Annotated in this window: 14 protein-coding genes; 5 read left to right on the top strand and 9 right to left on the bottom strand. The window is 34.8% G+C overall.

The window, feature by feature from the left end; genetic code table 11:
- Positions 1-108: 108 nt before the first annotated feature.
- The 4 genes from ACNQGX_RS05140 to rlmF all read right to left on the bottom strand — a co-directional run bounded on the left by ACNQGX_RS05140 (position 109) and on the right by rlmF (position 7,034).
- Positions 109-3,570 (bottom strand): TonB-dependent receptor domain-containing protein, encoded by a 3,462-nt coding sequence (locus tag ACNQGX_RS05140; protein ID WP_417974630.1) that lies wholly within the window; start codon positions 3,568-3,570, stop codon positions 109-111.
- A gap of 204 nt (positions 3,571-3,774) precedes the next feature.
- Positions 3,775-4,890, bottom strand: a complete 1,116-nt coding sequence (locus ACNQGX_RS05135) for a FecR family protein (RefSeq protein WP_417974628.1) — start codon at positions 4,888-4,890, stop codon at positions 3,775-3,777.
- A 90-nt stretch (positions 4,891-4,980) separates the two neighbouring features.
- Positions 4,981-5,589, bottom strand: a complete 609-nt coding sequence (locus ACNQGX_RS05130) for an RNA polymerase sigma factor (protein WP_417974626.1) — start codon at positions 5,587-5,589, stop codon at positions 4,981-4,983.
- Positions 5,590-6,059: 470 nt separating this feature from the next.
- Complete coding sequence (rlmF, locus tag ACNQGX_RS05125) at positions 6,060-7,034, bottom strand: 23S rRNA (adenine(1618)-N(6))-methyltransferase RlmF (protein ID WP_417974624.1); 975 nt, start codon at positions 7,032-7,034, stop codon at positions 6,060-6,062.
- A 167-nt stretch (positions 7,035-7,201) separates the two neighbouring features.
- Here rlmF and ACNQGX_RS05120 point away from each other — a divergent pair, with 167 nt between their 5' ends.
- On the top strand, positions 7,202-8,059 hold the full coding sequence (locus ACNQGX_RS05120) for an alpha/beta fold hydrolase (protein ID WP_417974622.1): 858 nt from the start codon (positions 7,202-7,204) through the stop codon (positions 8,057-8,059).
- Between the two features lie 3 nt (positions 8,060-8,062).
- Here ACNQGX_RS05120 and ACNQGX_RS05115 read toward each other — a convergent pair whose 3' ends face one another.
- From ACNQGX_RS05115 to trmD, 4 genes are all read right to left on the bottom strand, one after another.
- A complete protein-coding gene (locus tag ACNQGX_RS05115) occupies positions 8,063-8,725 on the bottom strand; it encodes a thiamine diphosphokinase (protein ID WP_417974620.1) in 663 nt (220 codons plus the stop codon).
- Positions 8,726-9,029: 304 nt separating this feature from the next.
- Positions 9,030-10,253: an isocitrate dehydrogenase (NADP(+)) gene (locus ACNQGX_RS05110; protein WP_131916211.1), complete on the bottom strand. Its 1,224-nt coding sequence runs from the start codon at positions 10,251-10,253 to the stop codon at positions 9,030-9,032.
- Positions 10,254-10,553: 300 nt separating this feature from the next.
- The gene (gene rplS / locus ACNQGX_RS05105) at positions 10,554-10,904 is read right to left on the bottom strand and encodes a 50S ribosomal protein L19 (RefSeq protein WP_131916212.1); all 351 of its coding nucleotides are present in this window, start codon (positions 10,902-10,904) and stop codon (positions 10,554-10,556) included.
- A 161-nt stretch (positions 10,905-11,065) separates the two neighbouring features.
- A complete protein-coding gene (trmD, locus tag ACNQGX_RS05100; RefSeq protein WP_417974675.1) occupies positions 11,066-11,746 on the bottom strand; it encodes a tRNA (guanosine(37)-N1)-methyltransferase TrmD in 681 nt (226 codons plus the stop codon).
- Between the two features lie 218 nt (positions 11,747-11,964).
- On the opposite strand from trmD, the gene ACNQGX_RS05095 reads away from it, so the two are divergent.
- The 4 genes from ACNQGX_RS05095 to ACNQGX_RS05080 all read left to right on the top strand — a co-directional run bounded on the left by ACNQGX_RS05095 (position 11,965) and on the right by ACNQGX_RS05080 (position 17,339).
- A complete protein-coding gene (locus ACNQGX_RS05095) occupies positions 11,965-14,091 on the top strand; it encodes a M3 family metallopeptidase (protein WP_417974617.1) in 2,127 nt (708 codons plus the stop codon).
- A 435-nt stretch (positions 14,092-14,526) separates the two neighbouring features.
- Positions 14,527-14,934: a DUF4345 domain-containing protein gene (locus ACNQGX_RS05090; RefSeq protein WP_417974615.1), complete on the top strand. Its 408-nt coding sequence runs from the start codon at positions 14,527-14,529 to the stop codon at positions 14,932-14,934.
- Between the two features lie 26 nt (positions 14,935-14,960).
- On the top strand, positions 14,961-16,118 hold the full coding sequence (locus tag ACNQGX_RS05085) for an acyltransferase family protein (RefSeq protein ID WP_417974613.1): 1,158 nt from the start codon (positions 14,961-14,963) through the stop codon (positions 16,116-16,118).
- A gap of 288 nt (positions 16,119-16,406) precedes the next feature.
- Positions 16,407-17,339, top strand: coding sequence for a peptidylprolyl isomerase (locus tag ACNQGX_RS05080; RefSeq protein ID WP_417974611.1), 933 nt, complete (start codon positions 16,407-16,409; stop codon positions 17,337-17,339).
- Positions 17,340-17,427: 88 nt separating this feature from the next.
- On the opposite strand, the gene ACNQGX_RS05075 is transcribed toward ACNQGX_RS05080, so the two are convergent.
- Entirely contained in the window at positions 17,428-18,306 is an 879-nt protein-coding gene (locus ACNQGX_RS05075) for an alpha/beta fold hydrolase (protein ID WP_417974609.1), read from the bottom strand.
- Positions 18,307-18,420: the final 114 nt, after the last annotated feature.

Genomic DNA, 18,420 nt, shown 5'->3' with positions numbered 1-18,420 from the left:
TTAGAGTCGCAAAGGTACAAAGTTTGGATTCTTTTTTAACCAAATTTTAAGCCAAAAAAAACCATCCCGCTGTGGCAGGATGGTTTTCTATACTATAAAAATTTTTTTCTAGAAACTGAAGCTTAATCTGGCAAAAACAAATCTTCCGTTTTGACCAAATTGAGATGTGTTTCTTGAGTATACAAATTGGTTTGCATTAGATAAATCAACCGTTGATGCAGATGTATTATATGCAATATTTCCGCTTGTATCCAAACCAGAAGCAGGGGTTAATGATCCGTTAACTATGTTTGTAGGTCTTTTTGCTGAAATTGGACCTAGATTTAAATCTGGATAGATATCAAAAATATTATTGGCACCAATAACAATTTTTGCAGCCTTAGTAATTTTGAAACCTACGGATAAATCAGTAATGATTTTAGCTCCCCAAATTGGATGCTCATTTTCGATTGCTTGCCCATTTATAATCGTTGCTCCAATAAATCCGTCGCCATTTACGTCTGCAGTATTTGGATCAGTAACTTTACCAAAATAAACATTTCGCAAGAAGAAATCGAATTTTTTGTAGGAAAGAGAATTGGTTAAATTTGCTTTAACTCTAGGAATTGCTTCTTGTAAGTATACTCTACTTGCTTCAGAATAGTATCTGTTTACCTGACCAGCAGCTTCTAATACTGGTGAAGCGTGAATTTCTCCCACTCTGTAGGTTTTAGAAAAAGTTCCTGATAAATCTGTTTTTAGAGAAACGTTATTTCCAAAACTTGTTTTATGACTTATTACAACATCAATTCCTTTTGATTCCGTGTCAATTGCATTAGCAAAAAAAGTTGCTGCTGTGGCACCGGCAGTATCAAATAATGCATTCAAAATTGCATTTGGCGATCCAGCTGCAGGAGTTCCGCCCGGTCTTGAAAATTGATCCGTAAGAACAACTCTGTCGTCTATTTTTACAATATAAGCATCCGCTGTAAAGGTTAAATTGGCTTCAGGTATTTTTGCTGTAAATCCAATACTGGCACTTTTAGATTGTTCTTCTTTCAATTTAGGAATTCCTAATAATTGCGCCGCTTGCGAATCATTACTGAAAGTTCCAACTTCAAATGGTACGCCACCTACAAATTGTGTAGCGGTTGAATTGAAATAAATTTGGTGTAATGATGGTGCTCTAAACCCTGTTGAAACGGCACCGCGTAAGTTGATGTTGTCAGTTATTTTGTAACGGGAAGCTAATTTAAAATTAGTGGTGTTACCAAAATCAGAATAATTTTCAAAACGAACCGCTCCGTTAACTAACCATTTATCTGTAACGTCTAGTTCTAAATCAGTATAAACTGCTACACTGTTGCGATCTTTGTCAATTGCATTTGCAGGTCTGAAACCTGGAAATACTTGTGCGCCATTTGGTCTTGCACCGTTATAGGCAGAACTAGCAGTTCCATATATTGCGCCAGTATATCCACCAAAAACACCATTGTAAAAATCAGTAACTCTAATGTTTGCGGCAGTTGTTCCTGTAACTACACCTCCGTTGATATCATATAAATTATATGATTCTGGCTGACCTGCAGTGATAGCGAAGTTTTCATGACGATATTCCGCACCAAAGGCAACGTTTAATCCTTCCAAAACATCAAACTTTCTGTTCATGTCAAAATTTGTTGTGTTTTGGGAGAAAGCCAAACCACCAGCATCAAATTCAGTTGGAGAATTTTCTCTTAAAGAAGCATTTACCGTATTCTCGATATTGTAATCAAAAGCATTTTTTCCAAAAGTATTGCTGAAGTCAAAATTCCAATTTTCGAATAGCATACCTCTAAGACCAGCAGCAACTGAGACATCGTTGATTGTAGAATGTATCTCTGGTAAAAATCCATTTGGATACAATCCCGTGTATGATCTGGCTTGATTAGGTCTTCTGTAAAAACCGGCTGCTTCTCCCGTTCTATAACTGGTTCCACCAAAAGCATAGGCTTCCAATTTATCGTTTATTGGATAAGCAGCATTCAAAAAGAACTGAGCACTTTGCAATGAAGATTGACCCACTCTCATATTGAAATTGTTTCTTTCAAGACCTCTGTATGCTAATTCACCTGCTGTAGCATCAAAGTTCAATGCGGTTTGCATTTGTGAAATATTTGTTGCGCCAAGTATTGCTGTTTGTTGTGCGCCTGTAAAATAACCCACTTCTGGAGCATACTGTTTTATTGTGGTAAGTATTTGTGTTGTATTTGGAGTATTCGTTATGTTTCCAAATAAAGCGTTGATATTTGTTCCGTCTTCAGCAGCTCTTTGTTCTACAGCGTTGTATGCATTGAATAAGTTACCAGTAACCTCTTTTGCTCTGCTTGTAGCATCACGCAATTGAAAACTACCAGTCACATTTATGAAACTTTTCTCTTTGCCAAGACCTGTACCGTAGTTTAAATCTAGTTGGTAGTTGTTACCGTCATTTCCTCCTGTGTGGTCGTTTGCATTTTTAGAAAAGTTACTTCCGGCAAAAAGAGCAACATCTAATTTATTGGTGTTTTTCTTTACGTTAATATTGATTACACCCGCAATAGCGTCAGATCCATATTGTGCAGAAGCTCCATCTCTCAATACTTCAATTTTTTCGATAGCAAAAGCAGGAATTGCATTTAAATCCGTTCCTACCGATCCTCTACCCGGTGAACCATTAATATTTACTAAAGAAGAAGTATGTCTTCTTTTCCCGTTAACCAATACCAATACTTGGTCTGGTCCTAAACCTCTTAATTGAGCAGGGTCAATATGATCCGTTCCATCAGCTACAGTTGTAGTATTTGATGTAAACGATGGCGCAACCATGTTCAAAATTTGATTTAAGTTAACTTGAGGACCTTGTGAAGCAATGTCTTTCATAGAAATCACATCAATAGGTACTGCAGATTCTGTTACAGTTCTTGCAGGATTACGGGAACCTATCACGACAACATCTTGTAGTGTTTCGCCACTTCCTGTTAAAGTAACGTTTAATGTAGTTCCTGTTACAGTTACCAATTTAGTTTCTAAACCCACATAAGAAAATTGCAAAACATCTCCAATTTCAGCACTAATAGTATAGTTTCCATCGATATCAGTTGTTGTGCCTTTTGTAGTTCCTTTTACAAGAATCGTTACGCCAGGTAAAGATTCTCCTTTTTCATCAACTACACGACCTTTAATGATTTCGGCAATTGTATTTTGATTTAAAGTCGAGAAAACTTCTCCATTAATCCCAGCTTTGGCGATTCCTTCCTTTTGTAAAATAATTTGATTGCTTACTTCGGTGTAATTGATTTTTAGTGGTTTTAAAATGCGCGTCAGTACACTTGACAATGCTTCATTATTAGCATAAACACTCACTTTTTGATTCAATTGTGACATTCTCGAATTGTACGAAAATTTCACATGTGCCAATTTCTCAAGTTTAGTCAGCGCAGTATCTAAGTTCAAATCGGTCACGGTAATAGTTACCTTTGTGTCCAGTTTTTTTTGACCTCTGATATTATTCGCTATTGTTACACTTGAAAAGACAAGGGCTAAAACAAATTGAAATAAGGTTATTTTCATAATTCGAATTAGTAGTCGTTGTTTAAGGACGGTTTTTTTCATAGTTTTGGTTTGTTTTTATTAATATTCGTTAGTTAGGGTATTGGTAGAGCACAGCAATTACTCTTTACAGAGAGCGAATTGATTTAATTCAAGGCGTCGGGAATGTTACAGCATTTTCGGCGCTTTTTTTATTGTATACTTTAATTCATAGGCAAGATAATGTTAGTTACATCCATCTGATATAATTATAATTTGGTTTCCATTCATTTCATAACTCGTATTGTTTCCAAGGCTTTTACAAATAATTTTAAGCTTTTCAGGCAAAGGCTGATCCGTTAAAGATGTTGTGAGGTAGCAGTCTTTTAATTTTGTTTGAGGAAAATCAATTTTTACTAAATACCCCTGCTCAATGGTTTTGAAAATTTGTGCCACAGGAATATCTGTGAATTCAAATCCCAATTGCTCGATATTGCTTGTAGAATTAATTAATGATTCATCTTGTGTGATATCGGTAATTTTATTAAAACTTAAGTTTTTTCGAACGAATCGTAAGGCTTGATTCGGTAATAAAACAATCAGTTCGTCTTTTGGATTTGAGATTAATTCATTAGATCTTACTTTTACTTTTCCAGTTCGAACCACAACTTCCACATTTGGCTGATTAGCGTATGCTTTTATTTTAAAACTGGTTCCTACTACTTTTGTAACAATTTCATTCGCAAATACAAAAAATGGTTTTTTAGGGTCTTTACTGATTTCAAAAAAGCCTTCACCGGAGAGGTACACTTTTCTTTCATTGCCCACAAATATTTTAGGATAACTTAATTTACTGTTGGGTTGTAATAAAACAGAACTGCCATCGGATAGCGTTATAATTTGTGGTTTGTCTGAATTATTAGTTTGTTCAACCAGACCTTCTTCATTTTCATTGATCAATTCACTATAACTAAGTGCTGAGTTTTCAGCGGTGTTGCTTTGATTGTACAACCAACCGGATAAAAGACTTAAAATCAAAACAGCAGCAACTCCGTTAAACCATCTTTTTCTCAAAAGTTTAAGAACTGGTTTTTCGGTATCATTTTTATTTTCTTCTGTTCTTTCAATTTTTTCCCAAGTGGCTTCCAGAGCATGTTGAACGTCATCCGAAGATAAATTATCATTAGGAACTTTCATTGCTAACAACCATAATCTGGCTTCTTCTACCAATTTAGCACGACTGGAATTTTCTAAAGTCCATTCTTCCCAGTCTTGTTGGTCGTCTTTGAAACACACCCATAATCGGAATGATTCATCAGCTAAAAAGTGTTCTATCTCGGTATAATTGTTACGTTGTTGCATCAAAAAATGGGGTTACAATTATATAGAGGACCATTTTTTTAATTGATACTCACTAAATGGTATATTTTTTTGACTTTATTTTTTAGAAAACTAAAAAGCGAATGAAAACAGCACTAAAATAAGGGCGATATTTCCTTTCCACTCTTTGCGTAAGCTCAACAAAGCGCGGTGTAAAAGATTGTTTGCCGATTGATAATTAATATCAAGTGTATCTGCAATTTGGTCTACGGTAAGTTCTTGGTTGTAACGAAGATATAAAGCCTCTTTTTGTCGAGAAGGCAAATCATTAATCAGGTGATTGAGGTGTGACACTTTAGAAGCTGTCGTTTCATCTGCGATAAGGTCATGTTCAATGGAAAAATCAAATAAAAATTCAACGGTATCTATGGAACTGCTAAGGCGAAAAATGTGATCCCGTTCTTGTGATCTTGTAATTCGCTTACGAACACATGCCAATAAATAAGCTTTTACAACCACTTTATCATTCAGTTTGTCTCTGTAAATCCAGATATCTGTAAAAACATCTTGAACACAGTCTTGCACTTTTTCAGGAAAAGGAATAAAGGAATTTCCATAACGCACTAAATGAGGATAATGCCTTTTAAAAAGTATTGAAAAAGCATTTTCATTCCCTTCTTTCAGACTGTTCCAAAGTGTGGAATCATCAAGTATTTCGGTATGTGGTATTTGCCTTTTCACAATTTAGTTCGAATTAGTTCATTGGTTTTATGCGAAATTTTGATAAACGTATTTCGGTGTTAAATGCCAAAAAAAATAAAATAAAAAAGAATAATAAATAGGGGTGTTATTATCTTGTTTTAATAGCTTTTTTGGTTTAAGAATTACGATTTTCAGTTAATGGTTTAATGAATCGTAAAGGAATATCTTTATGATTATTTAAAGATTTATTTATCAAACTTACGTAAATTTAAGTTAAATTTTATTTTTTGTTCTTAAAAATATAGAGAAATACAACTATTTATGAATAGCTGTATGTTTTTTTCGGTAAAATAAATTTTTAGAAGTTTAATTATTGATTTAATAATAGAAGTTTTTTTAATGGCTTCATTCTAAATAAATAATATGAAAAAGTATTTGAATATACTGATTCTCCCGACTGTCAAGAATAACTTGTGGGATTGAATACTAAAACGAAATAGGGATTATTTTTAAAACTTCCAGGCTTTTTGTTGTGCTTCACTTAGAAAAGTCCAAGCTACTATTCGGCTTGTTTTTTGGCCTTGAGCCATATCAATCGTTTTAATTTCGACAGCGCTTACCTTGTTTAATGTTTTGTAAAGACTGGAAAGATTCTCTTTTTTAGACACTAAAGACGTAAACCATAAACATTGCATCGGATATTTTGCACTTTCATAAATCATCTGGGTAACGAAACCTAATTCACCGCCTTCACACCATAATTCAGCATTATGACCACCAAAATTTAAAACAGGTTTAGCTTCGCTCCGTTCGGCTCCGCCTCGGGTTGTGGTTTTGGTATTTTCTAAATTGTTGATTTTTCTAACCGTGCTTTTCGTGGCTTCATCTTGTGAGGCATGAAAAGGAGGATTACAAATGGTGAACGTAAATTTGTCTTCGGGAGTGATGATGTTTTTAAAAATAAAACGTGATTCCGTTTGTTGTTGTAAACTGATGGCGTCAATCAGTTTTGGATTATCTTCAATAATGGCGCTGCAATTTTCAATTGCTTTTAAATCGATATCAGTTCCTACAAAACTCCATCCGTAAGCTGAATTACCAATTATAGGATAAATGCAATTGGCTCCCACACCAATGTCTAGACCTTGAACAGTTTCTCCTTCAGGAATAATTCCGTTGTTGCTTGAAGCTAATAAATCAGCGATATAATGAATGTAATCCGCTCTTCCGGGAATGGGCGGGCAAAGATAATTTTTAGGAATATCCCAGTTTTGAATGTCATAATGTGATAATAACAATGCTTTGTTAAGTGACTTTACGGCATCAGGATTACTAAAATCAATCGTTTCGATTTTATGCTCATTGATAGAAACAAAATGCTGCAATTCAGGAGATTTTTCTATTAATTGCTCAAAATTATATCCAAATCTATCAAGATTTCTGGGATGTAAATTAGTCTTTTCGGTAATCGTTTTCGGTTTCATTTTCTATATTTCGATGCAAAGATAGGCATAACTATTTTGTAAAAGCATAAAGACGACTTTGACCCATTAAACAGATGGAAAATAAATCATAAAATCAGAACGTTGCGTATTTTTTGAAACATAAAAACGGTTACTTTTATATAAAAAATACAAATAGAATGATTTTTATGCCTGCTACATTTAAATTCAAAAAGAGATACATAGCCTACAGTTTTATGGTTTTTTATATTGTAATGTGTCAGTCTTGCATGATGATGCGATTTTCGAATAAGGAAACAATCACTTTTTTTACTCCATCAAAAATAGAATTTCAGGATAAAACAATTGCTTTTGAAGGGTATAAAATACATTACGTAGAAACGGGTAATACTCAAAACCCGACTTTGTTTTTTGTACACGGTTCGCCTGGAAGTTGGAATGCCTTCAAAGAATATCTTAAAGATACTTTATTGCTGAAAAAATACCGAATGATTGCTATTGACAGACCGGGTTTTGGATACAGCGATTTTGGCGATGCTCAAGATTTAAAAGAGCAGTCCCGAAGAATATCTGAGTTTATAAAAAAAATAGAGAATAAAAAGCCGCTAATTTTGGTGGGACATTCAATCGGAGGACCAGTTGTGGCTAAGTTAGCCGTGGATAATCCATCTTGGTACAAACGATTGGTGATACTGGCAGGATCATTGGATCCTAAAGCTGAAAACCCGGAGAAATGGAGAACGGTTATCAAAGTTTCGCCTTTGCGGTATCTGATTCCGGGAGCATTACGCCCTTCTAATGATGAGTTGTGGTGGCTGAAACAGGATTTGGTAGACTTAGAGCCAGAACTGAAAAAAATTACTTGCGATGTTACTATTATTCATGGAACAAAAGATGCTTTGGTACCGTATAGTAATGTAGCATTCATGAAGAAAAAGTTTGTCAATGCTACATCAATGGATACGATAACGATCGGAAAAGCGAATCATTTTATCCCTTGGAGTCACTATGAAATTGTGAGAAATGCTTTGTTGGATATACAATAAATGTTAATCCATGCATTCCATCATCAATAAATCGCCTTCGTCATGTTCTATTGTTACGATGCCGTCTTTGATTACGTGATTGCTGCTTCCGGTTCTGTAACCAATGGTCAGACTGTCATCTTTTAACGGGTAAAATAAATTATCAGAGTGAATTCCAGTAACGTGACCGATGGGAATTAATGAAATAGGAGTGTTAGCAGTGTACCATTTTTCGAATTTTTTAGGCAATAAAAACACTTTCGAATGATCGTCCAGAATAACAATTTTCAATAGATTTCTGTATCGTGAGATGTTGGTAAGATTGGTAATCGTATGATCGGCTCTTCGTCCGGTTGCCCAAACAACGTTTACAGCAGGAATCTTTCTTTCGATTAAATAATCAAAAGCTTTTTCTAAATCGGTTTTATTTTGGTCGGGCGTATGAATGATTTCGATTGGGTATTGAGACGTTTTATAAATTTCGGGATCAAATCCTCGGTCAAAATCCCCTAAAAGCACATCGACTTTGATGTCTAATTCCATGACGCGAACCATAGCCGAATCCAATACAAGGACAAGCGGTGACCATTCCAATAATTGGCCTAATAGTTCCGGATTACAGGAAGCGCCGTTGGCAATGATTAAAGCAGGTTCTTGGTCGTCGCGAACGATATGGTGTGAAGACATTTGGATTTAAGATTTAAGAATGTTGATTTAGGATTTATGATGTAAAGGTAAAAAAAGAAAGGTTATGGTTTACAGTCGCGATTGTAATGAAAAACAAAATAGTTTGCGTGAAAATTAAACTTTATTGGGTTTGAATAGAGGTATTTGTAGCGGCAATAATTTATTTTAGAATCATTTCTTAGATTTTGATTTCCAAATTTCACTACATCGAAGTTGATTCTTGTTTAACAAATGTTGATGTATTACTAGGATAAAAAAAAGACAACCGTTTCCAGTTGTCTTTTTAATATAGTTTAGAAAAAAATTAAGCTAGTTTAGCTTCTAAATTTTCTTTTATGGCTGCCAAGAAATTTTCGGTAGTTAAGTAATCAGCTTCAGTCAAACCTTCTGGTTTTACTAACATTGCTAAATCTTTAGTCATTTTTCCGCTTTCAACAGTATCAATACAAACCTGTTCTAAGGCATGACAAAAATCAATTAAAGCTTGGTTTTCGTCAAGTTTACCTCTGTGTTCCAATCCTCTTGTCCATGCAAAAATAGATGCAATTGGGTTAGTAGAAGTTGCTTTTCCTTGTTGGTGTTGTCTAAAGTGACGTGTTACAGTTCCGTGAGCCGCTTCAGCCTCAACAGTTTTTCCATCAGGAGTTACTAATACAGAAGTCATTAGTCCAAGTGAACCAAATCCTTGTGCCACAGTATCTGATTGTACATCACCATCATAGTTTTTACAAGCCCAAACAAAACCACCGCTCCATTTCATTGCAGAAGCAACCATGTCGTCAATCAATCTGTGTTCGTAAATAATACCTGCTTCAACAAATTTTGCTTTGTAATGTTCTTGATACACTTCTTCAAAAATATCTTTGAAACGTCCGTCATACGCTTTCAAAATCGTATTTTTTGTAGAAAGGTATAAAGGCCATTTTTTTGTCAAAGCCATTTGGAAAGAAGAATGAGCAAAACCAAAAATACTTTCGTCAGTATTGTACATTGCCATTGCAACACCATCACCTTGAAAATCGTAAACTTCCCAAGACTGAGTTTCTCCAGCTTCGTTAGTGAAACTCATTGTCAAAGTTCCTTTTCCTTTGATTACCGTATCAGTCGCTTTGTATTGGTCTCCAAAAGCGTGACGACCAATAACAATAGGTTTAGTCCAACCCGGAACCAAACGTGGTACGTTACTCATAATAATTGGCTCACGGAAAACAGTTCCGCCTACAATATTACGAATCGTTCCGTTTGGTGATTTCCACATTTTTTTTAAACCAAATTCTTTTACTCTGTCTTCATCAGGAGTAATGGTAGCACATTTGATACCTACATTGTATTTTTTTATCGCTTCTGCAGAGTCAATAGTGATTTGATCATTGGTAGCATCTCTGCTTTCCATTCCTAAATCGTAATATTTAATATCTAAATCTAAATAAGGAAGAATTAATTTTTCTTTAATAAAGGACCAAATAATTCGTGTCATTTCATCGCCATCCAATTCAACCACAGGATTGGCTACTTTAATTTTTGTCATAGTGTATTGATATATGTAATTCTTATTTTTAAACGTAGCTACAAATGTAATAAAACGTTATCGTAAAAGAAAATGCGTTTTCATTAAGTTTTTAGTAGTTTAAAATGAATTGCTAAATTGTTATTTTAGGGTATTCAAATTAAGAATATGGAAAAGATATTCCTTATTTATTGTCAAATACGAAGCGCTTGAAATCAGTTAAATTCCTGTCGGATTTAAAGAATAGCATTGAGTACCTTGGTTTTAAACCAAAAAAAAGTCCCAACAGTGTTGGGACTTTTATAGTAAAGAGACAGTAAACTATCTTCTTTTATCTTTAATTTTTGCTTTTTTACCAGTAAGTTCTCTGAAGTAGAAAATTCTAGCTCTACGTACAGCACCTTTCTTATTGATTTCAATTTTTTGTAATGCAGGAAGATTTACCGGGAAGATACGCTCAACTCCAACAGCTCCTGACATTTTACGGATTGTAAAAGTTTCTGTGTTAGCAGAACCTCTTCTTTGGATTACAACTCCTTTGAAAAACTGAGTTCTAGTTTTTTCACCCTCTCTAATTTCGTAGTAAACGGTGATAGTGTCTCCAGCTGCAAAAACTGGGAAATCTTTTCTTGTTACGAATTCGTCTTGAACGAATTTCATTAAATCTGCCATGATAATTTTTTTAATTATGGTTTGTATTAAATCAACATTCACGGATCTCGCCAGAGGTTGAACTAATGTGGGCGCAAATGTAAAAAAAAGTTATGAGTTATGTGTTATGTGTTGTGAAATATTTTTACGCAAAAAACGCATAACCTATTAATTTATAACTTCTAACTTTCTTCGAGCAAATCGGGTCTTCTGTTTTTAGTATGTTCGTACGCCATATCTTCGCGCCATTTGTCGATTTTGGCAAAATTTCCGCTGGTCAAAACTTCCGGAACTTTCCAGCCGTTATAATCAGCCGGGCGTGTGTAAATAGGTCCTGACAATAATCCATCCTGAAAACTATCCGTCAATGCTGAGGTTTCATCGCTCAAAACACCTGGAATCAATCGGATCAATGCATCGGATAATACCAAAGCTCCTAATTCACCACCGCTCAATACATAATCACCAATTGATATTTCTTTGGTAATAAAATGATCGCGCACGCGTTGATCCACACCTTTATAATGTCCGCAAAGGATAATAATATTTTCGTACATTGACATGGTATTCGCCATTTTCTGGTTCAAGGTTTCCCCGTCCGGCGACATATAAATGATTTCATCGTAGGTTCTTTCGCTTTTCAAATGTGTAATACAGGCGTCAATAGGCTGTACTGTCATTACCATTCCAGCGCCACCGCCATAGGGATAATCATCTACACTTTTCTGTCTGTTGGTGGTATAATCCCGTAAATTATGAAAATGAACTTCTACCAAACCTTTGTCAATAGCACGTTTCATAATTGAGGCCTCAAACGGACTTCGCAATAATTCTGGGAGAACGGTAACAATATCGATGCGCATAATTTCTTTTATAAGTTTCAATCCCGAGGATTCGGGAGCAAAGGTACAAAGTTGCAGAGGTTTTCAAATAACCAAATCAACGATTAAACTTTTTTAGGAACTATTTTAGCTTTTAGCGTAACTAATGATGCTTTTAGCAGGAATTAATTCTTAACGGCACTATTTCATACTATACTTTTTTCAACTACTTTTATGTCTTAAAAATAAACCACTTAATTATGCAAATTTTTTCGAAAATAATCGTTGCTAGTTCCTTGTTTTTAGTTGCTTCTTTCCAAACTGAAACACTCTATGCACAAAACAAATCCGTTAAGATGACGAATCCTCTTTTGCAGAAAAGTACGTTGCAGTATCAAGCACCGACTTTTAATTTAATTAAAGACGAACATTTTAAACCTGCTTTTGAATACGGTTTAAAAATTCATGATCAGGAAATCGAAAAGATTGCAAACAATCCAGCGAAACCAACTTTTCAAAACACGGTACTGGCATTAGAAACCAGTGGTGTAGATTTAGGCAGAGCAACGGGTGTTTTTTATAATTTAACGGGGTCTAATACCAACCCGACATTGCAAGCGATTGATGAGGAACACGCTCCAATTTTTTCAGCTCACAATGATAAAATCTATCTGAATAGTAAGTTGTACAATCGTTTCAAGGCATTGAATATTGCTGCTTTAAAAGGAGAAGACAAAAAATTGACCCAATATTATTTGCAACAATTTGAATTAGCCGGGGCAAATTTGTCAGCGGCTGATAAAGATAAAATAAAAAAAATTAATGAAGAGTTGGCAAGTTTGAGCACTTCATTTAATAATAAACTGCTAATAGCCCGAAAAAATGGAGCCGTTTTATTTGACAATGTAAATGATTTAGCAGGTTTAAGTGCCGATGAAATTGCTGCTGCAAAGGCAAAAGCTACTGAAGCAGGTCAAGACGGAAAGTATTTAATAGGATTGTTAAACACGACTCAGCAACCATTATTGCAAAGCCTTACCAACAGAGCCACGAGAGAAAAGATATTCAAAGCATCTTGGAATCGTGCCGAAAAAAATGATGATGGTGATACTCGTGAAGTAATAGAACGCATGGCAAGATTACGTTTGCAAAAAGCAAATTTAATGGGCAAAAAAAGTTTTGCTGAATGGAAATTACAAGATCAAATGGCGCAATCACCGGCACCAGCTATGGATTTACTGGCAAAAATTGCAGGTCCGGCAGTTGTAAAAGCAAAAGTAGAAGCCAAAGAAATTCAAGACCTGATTGACTCACAAAACGGAGGATTTAAATTAGAGCCTTGGGATTGGAACTTTTATTCAGAGCAAGTGCGTAAAGCAAAATATGATTTGGATGAAAGTCAAATAAAACCGTATTTCGAAATTGCTACTGTTTTAGAAAAAGGCGTGTTTTTCGCAGCGCAACAAATGTATGGCATCACATTTAAAGAGCGACATGATTTACCGGTCTATCATCCGGATGTAAAAGTGTATGAAGTATATGATAATGACGGAAAATCAATTGCGATATATTATTTAGATTTTTACACTCGAGACAATAAAAATGGTGGTGCTTGGATGAGTAATTTTGTGAATCAGTCGCATTATTTAAAACAAAAACCAGTTATTGTCAATGTCTATAATTTCTCAAAACCAGCTGGTGGAAATCCATCCTTGATTAGTTTTGATGATGTAACCACGATGTTTCATGAGTTTGGGCATACTTTGCACGGATTGTTTGCAAACCAGCAGTATGTAACGCTTTCCGGGACATCCGTTCCGCGTGATTATGTGGAGTTTCCTTCTCAAATCAATGAGCATGCGGCATTGGATCCTTTGGTTTTAAAAAATTATGCGATACATTATCAGACCAAACAAGCCATTCCTCAGGAGTTAATTGATAAAATTAAAAAAGCCGATACCTTTAATAAAGGATACGTAGTTACGGAGCTTTTGGCAGCGGCAACGCTAGATATGGCTTGGCATAGTGTCGAAAAGGAATCCGATTTCAAACCCACTTTAGTTTTCGAAAAAGAGGCGCTACAAAAATACGGATTGTTGGTAAATGAGGTTCCAACAAGATACCACACGCCTTATTTTGCTCACATTTGGGGCGGAGGGTATTCAGCAGGATATTATGCCTACACTTGGTCAAAAACATTAGATTATAATGCTTTCGACTGGATGCAGGCCAATGGTGGTATGACAAGAGCCAATTGTGAACGTTTTAGGAAATATATTTTATCAGTGGGTAATAGTGTTGATTTAAACAAAGCCTTCAAAGATTTTATTGGACATGATATGCAAATAGAACCGTATTTGAGAAACGCTGGTTTATTAGTAAAATAATAAAATTTTGATGCAAACAATTAAAATGACATTCGTAAGGATGTCATTTTTTTTAGAATTTATTCTGTCCCGAAACGTTGGGATTGTTCAGGAGCTATTTCCAGCTTCCCGATGGCTATCGGGACGTTGCAATCTTTCTAGTCCTGAAACAAGTTCAGGACTAGAAAGGATTTTCACTGCTATCTGGGCTAGGGTTTAGTGGGATTAAAAAACACAATGAATCAAAGGGTATTAATGCGAAAAGTATTTGTAAAATAAATGGTTTTTTGTAAGGCTTTTGAACTATTTTTGGATAAATTAGCGCAACGACAAAAGTTGTTTATGGCTTATATCTCTCAAAATCGGATTGCTTTGCGCAACTGAGTGGCGTGTATAAACGAGTTGGCAGTAATGCGAGCTCGCGACACAACAGAAACTAAAACGAATAAAGAATTAATGAAAAATAATGTTTTTAAACTCAAAAATTTGCATTTGGGATTATCTTCTTTAACAGTAATAGAAGTTGGATTAACATACGGAATTAATCCAAACAAGGTTTTACCATTTTTCTTTGACTTCAAAGTAGAAAGTATCGATTTAAGTAATGTTTTCAGAGCATTAATGGGATTATATTTAGGTTTAGCAGCATATTGGATAATTGGAGTTTTTAAAGCTGAACATTGGAGGAATGCAACATTAGTAAGTACAATCTTTATGGGCGGATTAGCGTTTGGTAGAATTATTAGCATAATATTCGACGGAATTCCATCTTTTGCTTTTTCAATTGGAACAGTTTTAGAAATATTATTTATGATTTGGGGAATTAGAAACTTAAAAACCGTGAAATTAATAAATACAATTTGAAACAAAAACCGACCAAAACTGAACGAATGCACTCATTGGACTCTTTACGAGCAATAATGATGTTATTGGGATTGGTGCTACATTCAGCCTTAACCTATAACGTAACAGTTCACGGAGATGCTTGGTCACTAAAAGACCCTCAATCCACAACCCTTTTTAGCGATTCCATTGTGTTTTTAATTCACTCGTTCCGCATGCCCATTTTTTTTCTTGTGGCAGGTTTTTTTGGTGCTATGTTATTTTATGAAAGGCAACCAATCGAAATGATTAAGAACAGAATCTCAAGAATCGTTTATCCATTCATTGTTTTTTTGTTCGTTCTTTGGCCAATAATAATATTTGCTTTTGGTTATACTGGAGCTGTTTTTTCACTAAAAGAAAATCCGCTAACAATCGCTTTAGAACCATTCTCAAATATTACTGCTTTTTTACCTCAAACTACATCTCATTTATGGTTTCTGTACTATCTGACATATATAACAGCAACTTCAATATTATTAGGATTATTGCTTAAAAAAGCAGAGAAATTGACAAGATGGATAACAAGATACTTCAACTTGCTAATTCAAAGACCCATTATGCGAATCTTGTTTTTTTCTGTTTTGACTTTCCTAATACTTACAATTTTAGGAACTTCTATGATAGATGCTTCGGTTTCTTTAATTCCACAATTGAAACCTTTTGTTTTCTTTCTCTTTTTCTACCTTGTGGGCTGGATTTTATTCAAATCAAAACATCTTTTAGAATCAATAGTTCGTTATGATTGGACTTGTACCATTTTGGCAATTATAACAGCTACAATTCAAGGTTTACTGATTAAAAATTTGAATTTAGAACCAAATTCAAACTCTTGGATTTTAATTTTTTTAAGTTCTATTACAGTTTGGCTATTTACTTTTGGAATAACTGGACTTTTTATCCGGTACGGCAGTAACTATTCGGCAAGAATGCGTTACATGTCTGATTCATCTTATTGGGTATATTTAATTCATTTACCGCTAACGGCAATCATTCCTGCGTTTATTTGGAAATTACCTTTCCCCGCCATAGTCAAGTTTTTAATTGTACTCTCGTTAACGACATTTATTTGTTTTGTTAGCTATCATTATTTAGTAAGAAATACATTTATTGGTAAATTTTTAAATGGTAAAAAAAACATCCAAAAAAAACTTATGAATCCCTAAATTTGGTAAAAGTAAAAACGGAAAAGTAAAAACAAAAACGGAAAAAGCCAGTTGAACAGCTGCTACAATTGATTTGGGTAATTGGCTTAACCGAAAAATGGTTTTGTATTTGGACCGTTTAGGCAAATCCGAAGATATGGCTTAATTTAGTCCCAAACCACTTGTAGCAAGGGAACGTTGTAAAGTTCTAAAGCTATAAAGGTTTTCAAATAACCAAATCAACGAATCTCCCAATTCCTTTTTAAAATTAATTTCGTAAATTTGCTCTTCAATAAAAATTAAACAAAAATGGAAAACGGAATATATGCTAAATTCAACACCACTAAAGGTGCTATTTTAGTAAAACTAGCACACGATTTGACTCCAGGTACAGTGGGGAATTTCGTAGGATTGGCGGAAGGAAATTTAGAAAATAAAGTAAAACCGCAAGGGGTTAAATTTTATGACGGATTAAAATTCCACAGAGTAATTCCTGATTTCATGATTCAAGGTGGTTGTCCACAAGGAACAGGAACTGGAGATCCAGGGTATAAATTTGATGATGAATTTCATCCAAGTTTGAAACACGATCGTCCGGGAGTTTTGGCAATGGCCAATTCAGGACCTGGAACAAACGGTTCTCAATTTTACATTACACACATCCCAACAGAATGGTTGGATAACAAACATACTGTTTTTGGTCATGTGGTAGAAGGTCAAGATGTTGTTGATGCTGTCGCTCAAGGTGATGTTTTGGAGTCTTTAGAAATTGTTAGAGTAGGAGAAGAAGCTAAAAATTGGAATGCAATTGAAGCTTTTATCACTTTCAAAGGTTCTCGTAACAAACGTGATGCAGCTTTAAAAGCAGATGCTGAAGCCGCTATGGAAAAATTGGCTGCCGGTTTTGAAAAAACAGAAAGCGGTTTGCGTTACCAATTCATCCAAAGAGGGGAAGGTAAAAAAGCGGAGAACGGAAAAACAGTTTCGGTACATTACACAGGACAACTTCCTGACGGAAAAGTTTTTGACAGCTCCTATCCTCGTAAAAAACCAATTGAATTTCCATTAGGAAAAGGAAACGTTATTGAAGGTTGGGACGAAGGTATTGCGTTGTTGCGCGTAGGTGACAAAGCACGTTTCGTGATTCCATCACATTTAGGTTACGGATCTCGTGGTGCTGGAGGAGCAATTCCACCAAATGCTACTTTGATTTTTGACGTAGAATTAATGGATGTTAAATAGTTTAAACTATTCAGATAGCATATAAAATTAAAAAATCCCAAAACGAAAGTTTTGGGATTTTTTTTGCAATAAATGAATTTGTTACTACTTATGAATTCAAAAACTCAATCAAATCCTTGTTTAATTTATCTTTTTCAATGTAAAATAACCCGTGTGGCGCTCCTTCATAAACAATAAATTTATTGTCGGGTATTAATTTTGCCGCTATTTCAGAAGTGATTTCAATGGGTACTGTTTTGTCTTCGTCCCCATGAATAATTAATGTAGAAACATTGACAGATGCCATTTCACGACGGAAATCGGTTGTCGAAAATGATTTAGCACATTCTAAAGTGGCACGTGGTGAAGCAAAAGAACACAACATTCTATAATAATCCAATAAAGGTGTACTGATAGGTTTGCTGATAAAGCTTACTCCAAAAAATGTTTTTCCAAAACTATCCAGAAAACCAATTCGGTCTTCCTTGATTTGTGCTGCCATAGCATCATATTTTTCTTGTGGAACACCATTTGGATTAGAATCCGTTTGCAATTGAAACGGTGTTACTGAAGCGATAAGCACTGCTTTAGAAACCCCTTTTCCGCCGTGACGACTGAAATAGCGAACAACTTCTCCGCCACCCATTGAAAATCCAACAAGTGTGGCTTCTTTCAAATCCAATTGGTCAATAATAGCCTTTAAGTCGTCGGCTAAAGTATCATAATCATAACCATCCCAAGGTTGTGAAGATTTACCAAAACCACGACGGTCATAAGCAATAACTCTAAAATTATTTTGAACTAAAGTATCAATTTGGTATTCCCACATTTCATTAGATAGTGGCCATCCGTGAATAAGAATTACAGGTTTTCCTTCACCATAATCTTTAACATATAATTTTACATTAGGCGCTGTTTCAATATACATGTCTAATCCAGTGTTGTTTCCCTTTCTCGATTCGCTACTGTTTTTCTGACTCATTTCCATAATAGTTACTATTTACAAGATGAATTTAATATTCGTCTTTTGTAAAATTAGATGGATTTGACAAAAAGAGTATTACAGAATTTGTGTAAATAGTTGTAATTTTTTTGTTTTTGA

Source organism: Flavobacterium glycogeni, assembly GCF_048286775.1.
Classification (GTDB): Bacteria; Bacteroidota; Bacteroidia; order Flavobacteriales; family Flavobacteriaceae; genus Flavobacterium.
The sequence above is the reverse complement of the archived record's forward strand: the minus strand, read 5'-3'. Positions and strand labels throughout refer to the sequence as shown.